At 70.6% G+C, this 16843-nt stretch carries 14 protein-coding genes; 8 read left to right on the forward strand and 6 right to left on the reverse strand.

Translation table 11 applies throughout. The features are described 5' to 3' along the window. Together BLU79_RS48840 and BLU79_RS05600 are read right to left on the reverse strand one after the other, a co-directional pair. Positions 1 to 2615, reverse strand: a 2615-nt coding sequence (locus tag BLU79_RS48840; RefSeq protein WP_256333194.1) for an nSTAND1 domain-containing NTPase, incomplete at its 3' end; no start/stop codon positions are given. Next, complete coding sequence (locus tag BLU79_RS05600; protein ID WP_093904474.1) at positions 2608 to 2925, reverse strand: CU044_2847 family protein; 318 nt, start codon at positions 2923 to 2925, stop codon at positions 2608 to 2610. The genes BLU79_RS48840 and BLU79_RS05600, both read right to left, overlap by 8 nt. A 208-nt stretch (positions 2926 to 3133) precedes the next feature. On the opposite strand from BLU79_RS05600, the gene BLU79_RS05605 reads away from it, so the two are divergent. Then, positions 3134 to 3928 (forward strand): aminoglycoside adenylyltransferase family protein, encoded by a 795-nt coding sequence (locus BLU79_RS05605; RefSeq protein ID WP_093904475.1) that lies wholly within the window; start codon positions 3134 to 3136, stop codon positions 3926 to 3928. Here the strand turns inward: BLU79_RS05605 and BLU79_RS05610 are convergent. Beyond that, positions 3916 to 4596, reverse strand: a complete 681-nt coding sequence (locus tag BLU79_RS05610) for an SGNH/GDSL hydrolase family protein (RefSeq protein ID WP_093904476.1) — start codon at positions 4594 to 4596, stop codon at positions 3916 to 3918. The two genes, BLU79_RS05605 and BLU79_RS05610, sit on opposite strands and share 13 nt — an antisense overlap. 78 nt (positions 4597 to 4674) lie before the next feature. Next, positions 4675 to 5064: a VOC family protein gene (locus BLU79_RS05615; RefSeq protein WP_093904477.1), complete on the reverse strand. Its 390-nt coding sequence runs from the start codon at positions 5062 to 5064 to the stop codon at positions 4675 to 4677. A 132-nt stretch (positions 5065 to 5196) separates the two neighbouring features. Between BLU79_RS05615 and BLU79_RS05620 the strand changes: the two genes are divergently transcribed. Beyond that, on the forward strand, positions 5197 to 6177 hold the full coding sequence (locus BLU79_RS05620) for a TolB-like translocation protein (protein ID WP_093904478.1): 981 nt from the start codon (positions 5197 to 5199) through the stop codon (positions 6175 to 6177). A 74-nt stretch (positions 6178 to 6251) separates the two neighbouring features. On the opposite strand, the gene BLU79_RS05625 is transcribed toward BLU79_RS05620, so the two are convergent. Further along, positions 6252 to 7076 (reverse strand): TetR/AcrR family transcriptional regulator, encoded by an 825-nt coding sequence (locus tag BLU79_RS05625; RefSeq protein WP_093904479.1) that lies wholly within the window; start codon positions 7074 to 7076, stop codon positions 6252 to 6254. Positions 7077 to 7182: 106 nt separating this feature from the next. Here BLU79_RS05625 and BLU79_RS05630 point away from each other — a divergent pair, with 106 nt between their 5' ends. The 5 genes from BLU79_RS05630 (at position 7183) to BLU79_RS48845 (ending at position 12502) form a co-directional block, all read left to right on the forward strand. Continuing rightward, positions 7183 to 8244 (forward strand): ATP-binding cassette domain-containing protein, encoded by a 1062-nt coding sequence (locus BLU79_RS05630; protein WP_256333164.1) that lies wholly within the window; start codon positions 7183 to 7185, stop codon positions 8242 to 8244. Beyond that, positions 8241 to 9062 carry an ABC transporter permease gene (locus tag BLU79_RS05635; RefSeq protein WP_093904480.1) on the forward strand — a complete coding sequence of 274 codons (822 nt, stop codon included), beginning with the start codon at positions 8241 to 8243 and terminating at the stop codon, positions 9060 to 9062. Before BLU79_RS05630 ends, BLU79_RS05635 begins: the two co-directional genes overlap by 4 nt. Positions 9063 to 9189: 127 nt before the next feature. Beyond that, positions 9190 to 10737, forward strand: coding sequence for a cellulase family glycosylhydrolase (locus BLU79_RS05640; RefSeq protein ID WP_093904481.1), 1548 nt, complete (start codon positions 9190 to 9192; stop codon positions 10735 to 10737). A gap of 200 nt (positions 10738 to 10937) precedes the next feature. Further along, positions 10938 to 12014, forward strand: a complete 1077-nt coding sequence (locus tag BLU79_RS05645; protein ID WP_256333165.1) for a serine hydrolase domain-containing protein — start codon at positions 10938 to 10940, stop codon at positions 12012 to 12014. A 50-nt stretch (positions 12015 to 12064) separates the two neighbouring features. Continuing rightward, a complete protein-coding gene (locus tag BLU79_RS48845) occupies positions 12065 to 12502 on the forward strand; it encodes a hypothetical protein (RefSeq protein WP_256333166.1) in 438 nt (145 codons plus the stop codon). Positions 12503 to 12573: 71 nt separating this feature from the next. Here the strand turns inward: BLU79_RS48845 and serC are convergent, their stop codons facing one another. Continuing rightward, positions 12574 to 13692 carry a phosphoserine transaminase gene (gene serC, locus BLU79_RS05655; protein WP_093904483.1) on the reverse strand — a complete coding sequence of 373 codons (1119 nt, stop codon included), beginning with the start codon at positions 13690 to 13692 and terminating at the stop codon, positions 12574 to 12576. A gap of 160 nt (positions 13693 to 13852) precedes the next feature. Between serC and BLU79_RS05660 the strand changes: the two genes are divergently transcribed. Then, positions 13853 to 16825: an FAD-binding and (Fe-S)-binding domain-containing protein gene (locus BLU79_RS05660; protein WP_093904484.1), complete on the forward strand. Its 2973-nt coding sequence runs from the start codon at positions 13853 to 13855 to the stop codon at positions 16823 to 16825. Positions 16826 to 16843: the final 18 nt, after the last annotated feature.

The raw sequence follows: 16843 nt of genomic DNA on the forward strand, positions 1-16843 counted from the left end.
CGCGCGGTGCCGTCCGCGCCGGCGGTGGCGACGGTGTGGCCGTCCGGACTGAACGCGACGGCATGCACCGTGTTGGTGTGCCCGGTCAGGGGGGTGCGCGGTTTGCCGGTGACGGCATCCCACAGCCACGCGCTGTAGGAACTCCCGGTGGCGATGGTGCCGCCGTCACGGCTGAACGCCACCGAGTTCACCTCGCCGGAGAGACCGGTGAGCCTGGTGCGGGTCTTGCCGGTGTCGATATCCCACACGCGCACGGTGCCGTCGGAACTGCCGGTGGCGAGGGTGTGGCTGTCGGGGCTGAACGCCACCGAGCTCACAGCATCGGTATGCCCGAGCAGACGCCGGCCCAGGGGGAGGTACGCGGCGGTGCGCAGGCTCGCGAGGGCCTCGGGCGTGTGGCTGGTGCGGTATGCCTGGACGGCCAATAGCGAGGAGAGTTCGGGGTTTACGTCGATGAGCGTGCCGGACTCGGTGGCGAGCTGGCGGGAAAGGGCCGCCGCCCGTTCGGCGACAGCGGCCCGCCACTGCCAGAACGCCCCCGCGCCGGCAAGCAGCGCGATCACCAGCAACGTGGCCAGATAGGTGATCACACGTCTGCGCCGCTGGGCGATCACCTCCTGGCGCTGTCGGCTCGCGGCGAGGAAGGCCGCGATGTCGTCCGGCAGACCATGACGCCGTGACTGATCGATGCCCTCCGCGAGGGCCGAACCCGCGAGCAGGTCCCCCGGATCCCGCTTCTCGGCCCAGCGCAGCTGCCGTTCACGCGCCCGATCGAGCCACTCGTGGAACCGGTGATCCTGGCGCACCCACTCGCGCAGCGTGCCCCAGTCGCGGATGAGCGCGTCATGGATCAGTTCCGCGACCGGCTCACGCGGGGCATCCGGGTGGCGATGTGGGTCGCGGAGAGTCTGCGTGGTGATGATGCGATGGCGGGCCAGAGTGGCGATGACGGCGTCCACGTCGCCATCGGGCGCGCTGTCGGGGCCGGCCGCCAGGTCGCGCAGTTCGTCGAGGGGCACCTGTGCGCGGACGGGCGGGACACGGCGGTTCGGGTCCGCGGGGCGCACCAGTGAGGTGAGGACACTCCTTGCGATACGCCGCTGATCGGGCGACAGCTCCTCCAGCGCGCTGTCGCACCACGTGGTCAGGCTCCCGCTGACCGCTCCGATGCGTCTGTACGCCTCGTGGGTGAAGTAGCCGTCCTTCCGCTGCCGCCACAGCTGCTTGAGGGTCATCTCAAGCAGCGGCAGCACGGTGACGGGAGCCTGGCGGGTCATCGCCTCGTCGGGGGTGGTCTCCAGGACGTCGCTGATGATCTGCTCGGGCAGCCCTTGCTGGAAGCCGAGCCGCACGTCACGGGCGGGCAGGACGATGATGTCGTGCAGGTCCTGCCGGCCCAGCGCGCCGGGCACATTGAGCAGACCGGGCGTCGCGGCTTCCAGTAACTTCGGGGCGCTTGCGGCCAGTTGGGGGTAGAAGTCGTCTCGCATGACGAGAATCACGCTGAGCTTGGTGCAGGCATCGGCGACCGTGGTGATGTCCTCGATGACGGCGAGAAATTCCTGCAGCCGTCCGTCAGTGCCCTGGACCAGCAGCTCCTCGAACTGATCGATGACCAGCAGCACACGAGGGGAGTCGGGCTCGCTCGCCAGCCTGCGGTTGACCGCCGCCGTGAGCCCGTCGTGGCGTGCCCCGGGCAGCCCGGCTCGCTCGATCTCCGTCAGCAGGTCCTGGCGGGGCCGTGCCAGCAACGGCAGCCAGCGGTCACTGCCCAGCAGTTCCCCCTCCGCCAAGGCCGGCAGCACCCCCGCCTGGATCAGGGACGACTTGCCCGACCCGGACGGGCCGAGCAGCAGGGCCAGCGGGCGCTGTCCGGCCAGGTTCGCCAGGACCTGCCGTATCGCCTCGCCCCGCCCCTTGAACCAGCGCGCGTGTTCCACGGCGAACGGCTCCAGCCCCCGGTACGGGCACACCTCCTGCTCGGCCAGGTCGGGCATGATCTCCCGCAGGACCTGCGTGGGCGTGACGTACGCGATGCCCTGCCCCCGTTGGAACACGTCGGGTGCCGTGATCTCGGTGAGCATCCCGATGACCAGGCCGGTCGTCTCATCCAGCACCGGACCACCGCTGAACCCGGTGGTGAGGTCGTTGGCCTCGGTCAGCTGAAGAAGCGCGCCCCTGTCCGGCGAGGCCGGCAGCAGATCGGCCACCTTTCCGACGCCCAAGTGTCCGCCCTGCGGCGCCTGGGCCGGAAAGCCGAACGACCGGACCTTGTGGCCCCCGCACCCCTCGGCGGACCCCAGCGGCAACACCCAGGTACCGGGCGGGGCTTCGGGTAGCCGGACGAAGGCGACATCCTCTTCCTCGGGCACCCGCCACTCCTCGACGTGCCCCTCCAGCCGGTCGGCACCCGCCACTCGGGGGAAGGTCAGCAGTACTCGGTCCCGGGGCCCGGCCTCGGCCGCCCGGATCACGTGCGCACAGGTGACCAGGAGGTCCTCGGCCACCAGGAAACCGGCTCCCGCCGCCCTCCCGTCGGGCCCGAGGAGCTGTGCCACCGCCATGGGCAGGTCCGACGGCATGCCGCCGTCCGCCCACTGCGCGGCGCTAGCCACCGTCGGCCTCCCACGACACCGTCACCTGCAGATGACAACCGGCCATCCCCTTGGTGATCACCGCGCCGGCCGCCACGGAGAGGTCCACGCCGAACTCGACCGTGACCGCGTCGGGCCGAACCTTCCGCAGTTGTTCGAGGGCCGCCTGTGCCGCCTGCGTGATCGGCTCCAGAGCATCCTGGAGGGTCGCCGGCACGTCCCGGACGAAGTCCCCCAGCCGCCCTGCCTTCACCGGCCCCTCCACCCCGGCCGGTGCCTCGACCAGGACAGAGCCCCCGCCCTCCAGAGGAATCCGGGTCAGCACGGTCACGACTCCTCCTTCGGCGCACGGGTGTGTCCGTCACGAATCCCGAACCAGAATGCGGCACCGTGGCACACGCCGCACTCCGGAGCGGGCCGGGACGCCATGAGGACACTCGTGGACCGGGGACTGCGTCGGACCCGCTCCCAGGAAGCTGCTCCTCTGCGCGGCTTGAGCTTGGTGCCGCACCCTGACCAGGACACGAAGGCGGAGGCACATGCCAGACCCCAGCACCGACCCCCTCCTCCCTCTCCTCCACCGCACCCTCCCCGACACCGTCCTCGGCATCTACCTCCACGGCTCCGCCACCCTCGGCGGCCTGCGCCCCCACAGCGACATCGACGTCCTGGTCGTCGTACGCGAGCCCACCACCCGTGCCCAACGGCACGCACTGGTGCAGGAGTTGATGAAGGTGTCCGGCGGAGCCTCCCGCCCCGTCGAGCTCATCGTCGTCGTGCAGGACGACGTACGCCCCTGGCGCTACCCGCCCACCTGCGACTTCCTCTACGGCGAATGGCTGCGCGCCGACTACGGGCGCGGCGTCACCCCCGCCCCGGAACCCAGCCCCGACCTCGCCCCGCTCCTCACGATGGTGCTGCTCGCGAACGCCCCGCTCTACGGCCCCCCACCCGCAGAACTCCTCGACCCCGTGCCACCCGCGGACCTCAGACGTGCGATCGTCACCGGCGTACCCGAGCTCCTCGCCGAGCTGGACTCCGACACCCGTAACGTCCTGCTCACCCTCGCCCGGATCTGGACCACCCTCGAAACCGGCGCCATCCGCTCCAAGGACGCCGCCGCCGACTGGGCCCTCGCCCGGCTCCCCGCCGAGCACCGCCCCGTCCTCGCGCACGCCCGCGCCCTCTACCTCGGCGAGCGGGACGAGCACTGGGGCGACGACCTGCTCCCGCGCGTCCGCCCCTGTGCCGATCAGCTCATTCAGGCCATCGAGAGTCAGGTCATCGAGAGTCAGGTCATCGAGAGTCAGGCGATCAACAGTCAGGCGCCGTAGGGCTCGCCCAAATCCCACGCCTGGTACATCGCCGCCGCGAACGCCCCCGCGATCTTGTGCTCCCCGCTCGCGTTCGGGTGCGTCCCGTCGTACGTGTCGAGATGGATGTCGTACGACGGCGGAGGGGAGGCCAGCAGCAAAGGCGAGCGCGGCTCGTCCAGGTCGGCCACCGTCTTGGCCAGCAACTCGTTGAAGCGGGTGACCTCGGCGGCGAAGGGCGGGTCCGACTCGGCGCGCACGTTCGGGGTCACCGGCAGGACGACCATCCGTACCTTCGGGTTCGCCGCCCGCGCCTCGGCCACGAACGCCCGCGCGTTCTCCGCCGTCTGCTCCGCGTTCGTATAGAACCCCAGGTCGATCAGGCCCAGCGACACCAGCAGCACGTTCGCCCGGCACGACCGCACCGCGTCACCGATCAGCGGTGCCATGTGCAGCCAGCCCTCGCCCCAGCCGGCGAGGTGGGCGCGCGGGAAGGCCGGGTCGGGGTCGGCGTACTCGTACGACGTCGGTGCGTCCAGCGCCTTGTCGTACAGGGTCTCGCGCGGGCCGACGAGCGCGAAGGGACCGCTGTACGTCTCACGCAGGTGCTGCCACATGCGGTAGCGCCACGTGTGTTCGCCGGCGCTGCCGATGGTCATGGAGTCGCCGACGGGCATGAACCTGAGCATCCGCTCATGATGGACGATCGTTACCTGTCGGTAGGCGCAGGCGGCGTGTGAAGCCTGACACGCCGCCTGCGCCTGGTGTTACGAGGTCCAGCCGCCGTACGGCACGGTGATGAGTTCCATGGCGTGGCCCGCCGGGTCCATGAAGTACACCCCGCGGCCCCCGTCGTTGTGGTTGATCGTGCCGGGGTGTTGCTGCTGCGGATCGGCGTAGTGCTCGATATCGCGCTGCTTGATCTTCGCGTACGCCGCGTCGAACTCCTCCTCGGAGATCAGGAAGGCGTAGTGCTGGAGCGCGATCTTGTCCGCGGGGATCGTGGCGAAGTCCAGCGTGACGCCGTTGCTCAGGGCGACTGCGATGAAGGGGCCCCACTCCGCGGTGATCTCAAGGCCCAGCAGGTCCGTGAAGAACTCCGCGGACTCCCGGTTGTCCCGGGCATGGATGATCGTGTGGTTCAACTCGACTGACAAGGAATGCCTCCGAGGGCATCTCCCGACACCTCCATGCCTCACCCGACCGGTGACCGACACGCGATGTCGTCGTAGATCCTACTGAGGTCGGCCCGGCCCCGTGAACCCGGCCGGGATGGCAGGCTTGGGGCCATGCGCCGATTGCTCGCGTCTCTTGCCGGGGTCCTTCTTGTGGGGGCGTTCACCGCCGTACCCGCCTCCGCCGCCGACGGGAACGAGGACTTCACGATCAAGGACCCCCGCATCACGGAGTCCAGCGGCCTCGCCGCCTCCCGTCAGCACCCGGGCATCTACTGGACGCACAACGACCAGGACGAGGGCGCCTACCTCTACGCCGTCGACAGCAGCACCGGCGAGACCGTCGCGACGATCACCATGACCGGCATCGGCACCCCGCGCGACGTGGAGGCGATCGCCATGGGGCCGGGGAACGAGATCTACGTCGGCGACATCGGCGACAACGACGGTGTGGAGTGGCCCTATGTGTGGGTCTACCGGCTGCCGGAACCGAAGACGCTCAAGGACCAGTCGATCCGGGCCACGCAGTACGTGGTGAAGTACTCCGACGGGCCCCGCGACGCCGAGTCGCTCGTCGTGCACCCCAAGACCGGGCGCGTCTACATCATCGACAAGCAGGAGGACGGCGGACACCTCTACGAGTCACCGGCCAAGCTCTCCGCCTCCGGCACGAACGTCTTCAAGCCCATCACCCCGGTCGACCTGTGGGCCACCGACGCCACCTTCTCCCCGGACGGCCGGACCCTCGCCGTACGCGGCTACTTCGGCGGCATCGCCTACGACTGGAACGGCGGCAAGCTCAAGCGGCTGGAGCGCATCAGCGTGCCCCTCGGGCAGGGGGAGTCCGTCAGCTATTCGCCCGACGGCTCCAAGCTCATGCTCGGCAGTGAGGGGGCGGGCAGCGCTGTCGTCGCGCAGGACCCGCCCGAGGACGCCGGGTCCTCCGACTCCTCGTCCGGAAGCGGTAGTTCGGCCTCCGGAGGCGACGGCGACGGCAACGGCGGGTCGAGCGGGGACATCAAGGTCGGCGCCGTCGCGGTGGCCGTCGCGTGTGTGCTGCTCTTCGGGGTGCGGAGGCTGTTCCGCCGGCGGTGAGTGGTTGCTGCGTCGGCGGTGGGTGGCTGCCGCGTCGGCGGTGGGGGCAGGGGGCTGGTGCGCCAGAGCGGGGGCTATTGCCGCTCCGTAGGTGACGGAGACCCCTCCGCCTGCCCCTCCCGCCGCTCCTCCGCCCGCCCCGCGACGAACACCTCCAGCCCGTCCAGGATCCGCTGCAGCCCGAACTCGAAGTGGTCGAAGTCGGTGCCCCAGGTGTTCTCGTCGAGGGAGGCCATGAGGGGGTAGCGGCCGGACGCCAGGACCTTCTCCAGCATCGGGGTCTGGGCCTGCCAGAACTCCGTGTCCGTCAGGCCGGTCCGGCGCTCCGCCTCCTGCGCGTACAGCTGGGTGCGCGCGGCCCCGACGACGTATCCGTCGATCATGATGATCGCCGAGACCAGCTCGGGGTCGGACAGGCCCATCGGCTTGATGCGTGCGAGCACCTTCTCCATGCCGTCCAGGGCGCTCGGGCCGAGGATCGGGCGGGACTGGTTGACCTGGAGCAGCCAGGGGTGGCGGCGGTAGAGGTCGAGGGTCGCGCGGCCCAGGGCCTCCAGTGCCGCGCGCCAGGTGCCGTCGCCGAGGTCGGCGGGGTTCTCGGAGGGCCGCTGGACGCGGTCCAGCATCAGGTCGAGCAGCTCGGCCTTGCCGGGGACGTAGCGGTACAGCGACATCGTGCCGGTGCCCAGCTCGGCGGCGACCCGGCGCATGGACACCGACTCCAGGCCCTCGGTGTCCGCGACCCGGACGGCCGCTTCCACGATCTGGTCCAGGGTGAGGGCCGGCTTGGGTCCGCGGCTCGGCCGTCGGCCTGTCTCCCACAGCAACTCCAGGGTGCGGACGATGTCGCCGCTTCCGCTGGTCTCTGTACCGCCCGTGCCGCCCTTGCCGCTCGTCATGGGGCCGAGTCTAGGTCCTGCGCGAAAAACTGGGTACGGTGTACGCGCAATCGGGTACGGTGTACTCAATTACAGACTCGATTACCGAGAAGGGGGACCTGGACCCATGGGCGACGGATACGCGGTACAGGCGGAGGGCCTGGAGAAGCGCTACGGCGAGAAGCACGCCCTCGACGGCTTCGACCTGGCCGTCCGTGAGGGGACGGTGCACGGTCTGCTCGGGCCGAACGGCGCCGGCAAGACCACCGCCGTACGCATCCTGTCCACGCTGATCAGGCTGGACGGCGGCCGGGCGACCGTGGCCGGTCTCGACGTGGCCCGGCAGCCGCGCGAGGTCCGTGCGCGCATCGGCCTCACCGGGCAGTACGCGGCGGTGGACGAGGTGCTCACCGGCCGGCAGAACCTGGAGATGTTCGGCCGGCTCTTCCACCTGGGCGGAAAGCGGGCCAAGCTGCGGGCCGCCGAGCTGCTGGAGCAGTTCGACCTGACCGACGCCGCCGACAAGGGCGTCGGCAAGTACAGCGGCGGCATGCGGCGCCGCCTCGACCTCGCCGCGTCGATGATCCTCGCCCCGGCCGTCCTCTTCCTCGACGAGCCGACGACCGGGCTCGACCCCCGCAGCCGGGGCGAAGTCTGGGAGTCGGTACGGGCGTTGGTGGCCGGCGGGACGACCGTGCTGCTGACGACCCAGTACCTGGAGGAGGCCGACAAGCTCGCCTCGCACATCACCGTCATCGACCAGGGGCGGGGCATCGCCGACGACACCCCGGACGGGCTGAAGAACCTCGTCGGCGGCGACCGGATCGAGGTCGTCGTCGCCGAGCGGTCCGACATCCCGCGCGTGGTGAAGGTCGTGGCCCGCGTCTCGGACGGTGAACCCGAGGCGGAGGAGGGCGAGTTGAGGGTGCACGCGCCCGTGGTCGACCGGGTCTCCGCGCTGACGGAGGTCGCGCGCACGCTCCAGGACGAGGGCGTACCGGTCGAGGACATCGGGCTGCGCAGGCCGAGCCTCGACGACGTCTTCCTGCGCCTGACCGGACACCGCGCCGAGAGGACCGACGCGGAGAAGACCGAGGCCGACAAGGGCGAGGCCGGGAAGACCGAGGCCGGGAAGGCCGCGCCCGACAGGACCGTGGCCGACAAGACCGAGAAGGAGGCCGCCGTATGAGCGCCGTCGACCTGAGCACACCCGGCACCCGCGGGCGCGCGTACTGGGCGCTCGCCGACGTCTGGAACATCGTCCGCCGCGGCCTCACCCACTATCAGCGCCAACCGGTCAACATCGCCTGGCAGTTGGGCTTCCCGATCCTCTCCGTCCTCCTCTACGGCTATGTCTTCGGCAGCGCCATGAAGGTCCCCGGCGGCGGGGACTACAAGGACTTCCTGATGCCGGGCATGTTCGTGATGACCATGGCGTTCGGCTTCATCAACACCGCGACGCTCGTCGTCTACGACTCGACGAAGGGTGTCATCGACCGTTTCCGCTCCATGCCGATGGCCTCGTCCGCGGTGGTCGCCGGGCGCGGGATCACCGATCTGCTCGCCGCCTGCGCCGAGTTGGCGATCATGATGCTCACCGCCTTCGCGATGGGCTGGCGCCCGGACGGCGGGTTCGGCTTCCTCGGCGCCTTCGGGCTGCTGCTGTGGCTGCGGTTCGCGCTGATCTGGATCGGGGTGTGGCTGGGCCTGCTCGTGCCCAACCCGGAGGCCGCGGGCGGCCTGTTCGCCGTCGCCTTCCCGCTCACGATGATCTCCAGCATCTTCGTCGCGCCGCAGCTGATGCCGGACTGGCTGGGCTGGGTGGCGGCCTGGAACCCGATCTCCTCCACCGCCGCGGCCAGCCGTGAGCTGTTCGGTACGCCGGTCGGGGGCGGGGACTCCTGGGTCGAGCAGCACGCGCTGCTGATGGCGGGGGTGTGGCCGGTGATCCTGACCGCGATCTTCCTGCCGCTCGCGGTGCGCCGTTTCCAGAAGCTGAGCCGGTAGCCGAGGGCCTTGAATGCCGCGCACCTCCTTGACGTGCTCATGGTGCGTCAGTTTCCTAGGAGGTGCGCGGTGCATGGGAGCGCTCCCATCGATTCCGGGGCCGCGCCTCCCGAGAGGAACAAGGGACATGTTCCGCAGCTTGCGCAGAGCGCTGTGTGCGGTGGCCGCCGCGCTCCTGTTACCGCTGGCCGGGGTCGGTGCGCAGCCGGCCGGGGCGGCGGGGTCGGCTCAGGCAGCCGAGGTGTCGGCGGCCGAGGCCGGTGCCGGCTACTGGCACACCAGCGGCCGGCAGATCCTGGACGCGGCCGGACAGCCGGTCCGGATCGCCGGGATCAACTGGTTCGGCTTCGAGACCGGCAACCACGTCGTCCACGGCCTGTGGGCCCGCGACTACAAGAGCATGCTCGACCAGATGAGGTCGCTGGGCTACAACACCCTCCGCCTGCCCTTCAGCGACGACATCCTCAAGACCGGCACCATGCCGGACAGCATCACCTTCGCGGACGGCAAGAACGCCGATCTGCAAGGGCTGACGTCCTTGCAGGTCATGGACAAGATCGTGGCGTACGCCGGTCGGGCCGGCCTCAAGATCGTCCTCGACCGGCACCGCCCGGACGCCGGCGGCCAGTCGGCGCTCTGGTACACCTCGGCGGTCCCCGAGTCGACGTGGATCGCCAACCTCAAAGCACTGGCGCAGCGTTACCGGGGCGACAGCACGGTCATCGGCATCGACCTGCACAACGAGCCGCACGACCCCGCCTGCTGGGGCTGCGGCGACACGACGCGCGACTGGCGGCTCGCCGCGCAACGCGCCGGGAACGCCGTCCTGTCCGTCAACCCCGACCTGCTGATCATGGTCGAGGGCGTCCAGTCGTACAACGGCGTCAACGGCTGGTGGGGCGGCAACCTCATGGGCGTCGCGCAGTACCCGGTCCAACTCGACGTCCCGAACCGGCTCGTGTACTCGGCCCACGACTACGCGACGAGCGTGGCCCAGCAGCCCTGGTTCAGCGACCCGTCCTTCCCGGACAACCTGCCGGGCGTGTGGGACAAGTACTGGGGCTACATCTTCAAGCAGAACATCGCTCCCGTCTGGCTCGGCGAGTTCGGTACGACACTCCAGTCGACGGTCGACCAGAAGTGGCTGGCCGCGCTGGCGACGTACCTGCGGTCGACGTCGACGTACGGCGCGGACTCCTTCCACTGGACGTTCTGGTCCTGGAACCCCAACTCCGGTGACACGGGCGGCATCCTGAAGGACGACTGGTCGACCGTGGACACCGTGAAGGACGGGTATCTGGCGAGCATCAAGGCGCCCGGATTTCCGGGAGGTGGCAGTGGGGGCGGGGGTGATCCCGACCCCGGCGGGGGCACGGCCGCGTGCAGTGCCGCCTACACCGTCAGTAGCGACTGGGGCGGGGGCTTCAACGCCGAGGTGAAGGTGACCAACACCGGGGCGACGCCGATCAACTCCTGGAAAGTGATCTGGACTTGGGGCGGGCCCCAGCAGGTGACGTCCATGTGGAACGCGTCGTACACCCAGGACGGGGGGACGGTGACCGCGTCCAGCGCCGGGCACAACGGGGTGGTTGCGGTCGGCGGGTCGGCGAGTTTCGGGTTCGGGGGTGCGCCTGGGGGTGGGGGTGTGCCGAGTGTGAGTTGTACGGCCATCTAGAGGAGCGGCCGTATGGGGGCGCCCGGTGACGTTCGTGCGGGCGCCCTTTGCCGTCCTCATCATCAACTTGTTGCTCTGAGATTACGTAATAACGTAATCTCGTGCCTCGTCGCGGATGGTTCGACCGGCCGTCCGTAGCGGTGTCGACCGCAGACCGATTGACGGGGGAGTAACCCATGGAACGAAGGAAGTTTCTTGCCGTGGCTACGACGGGGGCGATGACGGCGGGCGCGTCGCTGCTGCCCGGTAGCGCCGTCGCCGCGGCCGACGGAATATCCGCGCTGGTGAGGCGGTACCTGGACCGGGCGTTGGCCGCCGGCAGTCCGAGTGTGGTCTGCGGGGTTGTCCACGGTCGGCGTACATGGGTGCAGGGTGCGGCCGTGGGTGGGCCGGCGCCGGACGGCAGGACGGTGTTCCAGCTCGGCTCCATCACCAAGACGCTCACCGCCACGGCACTCGCACGAGCCGTGGGCGCGGGGGCGACTCGCCTGAACGCGCCGCTCGTGCTGCCCGCCCGGTTCCACATCCCGCGCAAGGGGCCTCGGCGGATCACCCTGGCCGACCTGGCGACCCACACCTCCGGTCTGCCCTCCCTGCCGCCGAACCTGCTCGCCGGAGCGGATCCGTACAACCCGTACGCGCACTACACGCTGGACGACCTGGCCGTCGGGCTGCGAGACACGCGGCTGAGTACCGAGCCGGGCAAGGTCAGCGCGTACTCGAACCTGGGGTTCGGTCTGCTCGGCCAGGCGCTGGCCTTCGGTGACGTCGACTCGATGGTGCGCCGCCAAGTGGCGGCGCCGCTAGGCATGGTCGACACGACGACGACCCTGCGGCCGGACATGGCGTCCCGTAAGGCCGTCGGGCACCTCGGTGGAGAGCCCGTCCCCGACTGGCGTGACCACACCCTCAGCGCGGCCGGCACGTCGATGTACAGCACCGCTGACGACATGGTGCGCTTCCTGCGCTCCCAACTCCGCCCCGACCGCTCACCGTTGCGGGACGCGATCGAACTCACCCAGCGACCCCGGTTCACGGCGGACCGGAACCTACGCCTCGGGCTCGCCTGGCACCTCAGCCCGCTCGTCGGCGGCCGCACCATGACCTGGCACAACGGCGGCACCGGCGGCTTCAGTACCTGCGCCGCGTTCAGCCGGGAGAGTGGCACGGCGGTGGTGATGATGGTGAACACGTTCAGCGAGGAGACCCCGACCGCCCTTCGCCCGGTCGACGCCCTCGCCTTCGGGTTGCTCGGCGAGCTTGCTCAACTGGCATAGGCCTGCGGCATGTTCACGCGTATGGCTGAGCCCATCTCGAAAATCTGCACGTGACGTACTCGCGCGATTATGTTCTGTCGCTGGACGCGCTGGCGTCAGGGATGGCAGACAAAGCCAAGGAGTCCATGGGCAATGCCGAGACTGACGAGGGCGAAGACGTGGACCGGGTGGACTGGGCGGAAATCGTCGAGATCGGGCTGGGCGAGGGGCCGGGCCGTGACTATTGCAGGCATCTGATGGCCACTTACACGCCGAACTTTCCCGGCAGCAACACGATCGTCGAAGAGTCGTGGCCCGAAGGCCGCGCCAAGGGCCAAGTCGAGGGCAAAGCCGAGGACATCCTGCACATTCTCGGCGTGCGGGGCATCGAGGTCTCCGACTCCGTCCGGGAGCGGGTCACCGCCTGCACCGACCTCGACGTGCTGAGGGCCTGGCTCGATCGCTCCCTGAATGTGGCGGACGCCGAGGAGTTGTTCGCCGAGGACTAGGACGTACGGATGCGCGAAGGGCGCCCCGCGGTGGTCCGCCGGGCGCCCTTCGTGTGTCGTGGCAGAAGCGGCTACAGCTTCTCGATCACATAGTCGATGCACTTCGTCAGCGCCTCGACGTCCGCCGGGTCGATCGCCGGGAACATCGCGACACGGAGCTGGTTGCGGCCGAGCTTGCGGTAGGGCTCGGTGTCGACGATGCCGTTGGCGCGCAGGACCTTGGCGACGGCGGCGGCGTCGACCTCGTCCGTGAAGTCGATCGTGCCGATGACCGCCGAGCGCTTGGCCGGGTCGGTGACGAACGGGTTGGCGTACTTGATGTCCTCGGCCCAGCCGTACAGGGTGCGGGCGGAGGTGGCCGTGCGGCGGACTGCCCAGTCCAGGCCGCCCTGGCCGTTGATCCACTCCAGCTGCTGGTTGAGCAGGAAGAGGGTGGAGAGGGCCGGGGTGTTGTACGTCTGGTTCTTGCGGGAGTTGTCGATCGCCGTGGGCAGCGAGAAGAACTCCGGGATGTGGCGGCCGGACGCGTGGACGCGCTCGGCGCGCTCGATCGCGGCCGGGGAGAAGACGCCGATCCACAGGCCGCCGTCGGAGGCGAAGGACTTCTGCGGGGCGAAGTAGTAGACGTCCGTCTCGGACACGTCCACCGGGAGGCCGCCGGCGCCCGAGGTGGCGTCGACCAGGACCAGCGCGCCCTCGTCGGCACCGGCCACGCGCTTGATCGGCATGGCGACACCGGTCGAGGTCTCGTTGTGGGTGAAGGCGTAGACGTCCACGCCCGCCTCGGCGACCGGCTCCGGGTGCGTGCCCGGGTCGGTGGAGATGACGTCCGGCTCGGCGAGCCACGGGGCCAGCTTGGCGGCCTTCGCGAACTTGGAGCTGAACTCGCCGAACGTGAGGTGCTGCGACTTGTTCTCGATGAGGCCGTGCGTCGCGATGTCCCAGAACGCCGTCGAGCCGCCGTTGCCGAGGACGACCTCGTAGCCGTCGGGGAGCTGGAACAGCTCGCTGATGCCCTCGCGCACCTGGCCGACCAGGTTCTTGACCGGGGCCTGGCGGTGGGAGGTACCGAGCAGGGAGGTTCCGGTGGCGGCCAGCGCGTCCAGCGCTTCCGTCCGCACCTTGGAGGGGCCCGCGCCGAATCGTCCGTCGGCGGGCTTGATGTCAGCGGGAATCTGGATCTCAGCCACGGGGGGAGCGTAGCTGTTTTGGGAAACCTCGGTGAAACGTGGTCCGTCGGGTGAGACGGCGTTGTCGTGGCCGTGACCTGGGGGCTGCCGCCCCAGACCCCCGCTTCGGCTCTGAAGGGGCCTTGTCCTCAAACGCCGGACGGGCTGATTGAGTGGACGCATGTCGGAACTTGAGGCGGAGCTGCGCAGGGTCGTCCGGGGCGAGGTCGGGTTCGATGTCACCTCTCGGGCGCTCACCACCATGGACGCGTCCAACTACCGACGCGTCCCCCTGGGTGTGGTCGCACCACATGACGCCGACGACGTCGCCGCCGTACTCGACGTGTGTCGGGACCACATGGTGCCGGTCGTGGCTCGCGGCGGAGGTACCTCCATCGCAGGGCAGGCCACCGGCACCGGCATCGTGCTGGACTTCACCCGTCACATGAACCGGATCGTGTCCCTCGACCCGGAGACCCGCACCGCCGTGGTCCAACCCGGCCTCGTCCTCGACCGCCTCCAGGAGGCCGCCGCCCCGCACGGGCTCCGCTTCGGCCCTGACCCCTCCACCCACAGCCGCTGCACCCTCGGCGGGATGATCGGCAACAACTCGTGCGGCTCGCACTCGGTGGCGTGGGGGACGACCGCGGACAGTGTGCGGGAGCTGGACGTGATCACCGCGCGCGGGGAGCGGCTGCGGCTCGGACAGGGGTGGGCCGGGGCGCCGCGAGGGCTGCGGGACTTGGCGGAAGGGGAGCTGACTCGCCTCCGAACCGGCTTTCCCGAACTGCCCCGCCGTATCTCCGGATACGCGCTCGACGCCCTGCTGCCCGAGAAGGGCGCCGACGTCGCCCGCTCCTTCTGCGGGAGCGAGGGCACCTTGGGGATCCTCACCGAGGCGGTCGTACGCCTCGTGGAGGCGCCACGCGTGCGTGCGCTCGCCGTGCTGGCGTACACCGACGAGGGCGCGGCCGCGGAGGCGGCGGCCGGGCTGCTGCCGTACGGGCCGCTGACCGTGGAGGGCATGGCGGCCGACCTCGTGCGCTCGACCGCCGCGCTTCCCCGGGGCGGGGCCTGGCTGTTCGTCGAGACGGGCGGGGAGTCGGAGGGGGAGGCACGCGCGCGTGCGGAGGCGATCGTGCGGGCCGCCGATGTCGTCGACGCGCTCGTCGTGACGGACGCGGCCGGGCAGCGGGCCCTGTGGCGGATCCGGGAGGACGCCAGCGGTACGGCGACCCGGATGCCGGACGGCAGCGAGGCGTGGCCCGGCTGGGAGGACTGCGCGGTACCGCCCGAGCGCCTCGGCGCGTATCTGCGGGACTTCCGCGCGCTGCTGACCGCGCACGGGCTGCGCGGGACGCCGTACGGGCACTTCGGGGACGGCTGCATCCACGTCCGTATCGACTTCGACCTGCTGACGGAGGCGGGCATCGGCCGCTTCCGGCGCTTCTCGGAGGAGCTCGCCGAGGTCGTCGTGGCGCACGGGGGCTCGCTGTCCGGGGAGCACGGGGACGGGCAGGCGCGGGCCGAACTGCTGCCGAAGATGTACGGGGCGGAGATGGTCCGTCTCTTCGAGCGGGCGAAGGGTGTCTGGGACCCCGGCGACTTGCTGAACCCGGGGATGCTGGTGCGCCCCGCACCCCTCGACTCCAACCTCCGCTTCTCCGTCCTGCCCCGCGAGCCGGTCGACGTGGCCTTCGGATACCCGGCCGACGGCGGGGACTTCTCGGCAGCCGTACGGCGATGCGTCGGGGTCGCGAAGTGCCGTACGACATCCGTGTCGGGCTCGTCCGTCATGTGCCCGTCCTTCCGGGCCACCGGCGAGGAGGAGCACTCCACGCGCGGGCGTGCCCGGCTGTTGCACGAGATGCTCGCCGGGGAACTGGTGACCGACGGGTGGCGCTCGACCGAGGTGCGGGACGCGCTGGACCTGTGCCTGTCCTGCAAGGGCTGCCGGTCCGACTGCCCGGTCGAGGTCGACATGGCCACGTACAAGGCGGAGTTCCTGCACCACCACTACGAGGGCCGTCGCCGCCCCGCCGCGCATTACAGCATGGGCAGGCTGCCGCAGTGGCTGCACGTGGTGGCACGCACGCGTACCGCGTCGATGGTCAACGCCCTGGCCGCCGTACGGCCGTTGGCGTGGGCCGCGAAACGGGTGGGCGGCATCGCGCCGGAGCGGGAGATTCCGCGGCTGGCGACGCGGACGTTCAGCCGGTGGTGGGAGCGGCGGCGGGAGACGGAGGGCGTCGCCGGGGGCGGTGAGCGGGTGATCCTGTGGCCGGACACCTTCACCGAGCACCTCTCGCCGTCCGTGGGACAGGCGGCCGTACGTGTGCTGGAGGCGGCGGGGCTGCGGGTGGCGCTGCCGCCCACGGTGCGGCTGAGGACGGCGTCGGCGGGCGACGGTGAGCCCGTGGGCGGCGGTGAGCCTGTGGGCGGCGGTGAGCGGCTGGGCGGCCGTACGTCGGTCGCCATGGACCCGGTGTCCCTCCTGCGGGGCCGCAGCCGCGTCTGCTGCGGGTTGACGTACGTCTCGACCGGGCAGCTCGACCAGGCCCGCGCGGTGCTGCGGCGCACACTCGACCTGATGGAGCCGGTGCTGGAGACGGCCGCCCCGGTCGTCGTTCTGGAGCCGAGCTGTGCGGCGGCCCTCCGCTCGGACCTGCCGGAACTGCTGCACGACGATCCGCGGGCCAGGCGCCTGGCCGACCGCGTCCTCACCTTCGCCGAGGCCCTGGAGCGGCTCGCCCCCGACTGGACGCCGCCCCGCGTGGACCGGGCGGCGGTCGGGCAGACCCACTGCCACCAGCACGCGGTACTGGGGGACGCGGCCGACCGCCGGCTGCGCGAGGCCGCGGGGCTCACCGGGGAACTCAGCGGCGGCTGCTGCGGCCTGGCGGGCAACTTCGGCTTCGAGAAGGGGCACTTCGAGGTGTCGGCGGCGTGCGCGGAGGAGCAGTTGCTGCCGACGGTGCGGGAGGCGACGGCTGTGGAGGGGACGGGCGCGGAGGGGGAGGCCGGGGAGAGGAAGGGCGCCCTGGTGTTGGCGGACGGGTTTTCCTGCCGTACGCAGTTGGAGCAGTTGGCGGGGGTGCGCGGGCGGCATCTCGCGGAGGTGCTGGCGGAGCGGTTGCCCGAGGCGGACGCGTGAGCGGCGGTTGTGGGCCGA

It is taken from the genome of Streptomyces sp. cf386 (genome assembly GCF_900103585.1).
GTDB lineage: Bacteria > Actinomycetota > Actinomycetes > Streptomycetales > Streptomycetaceae > Streptomyces.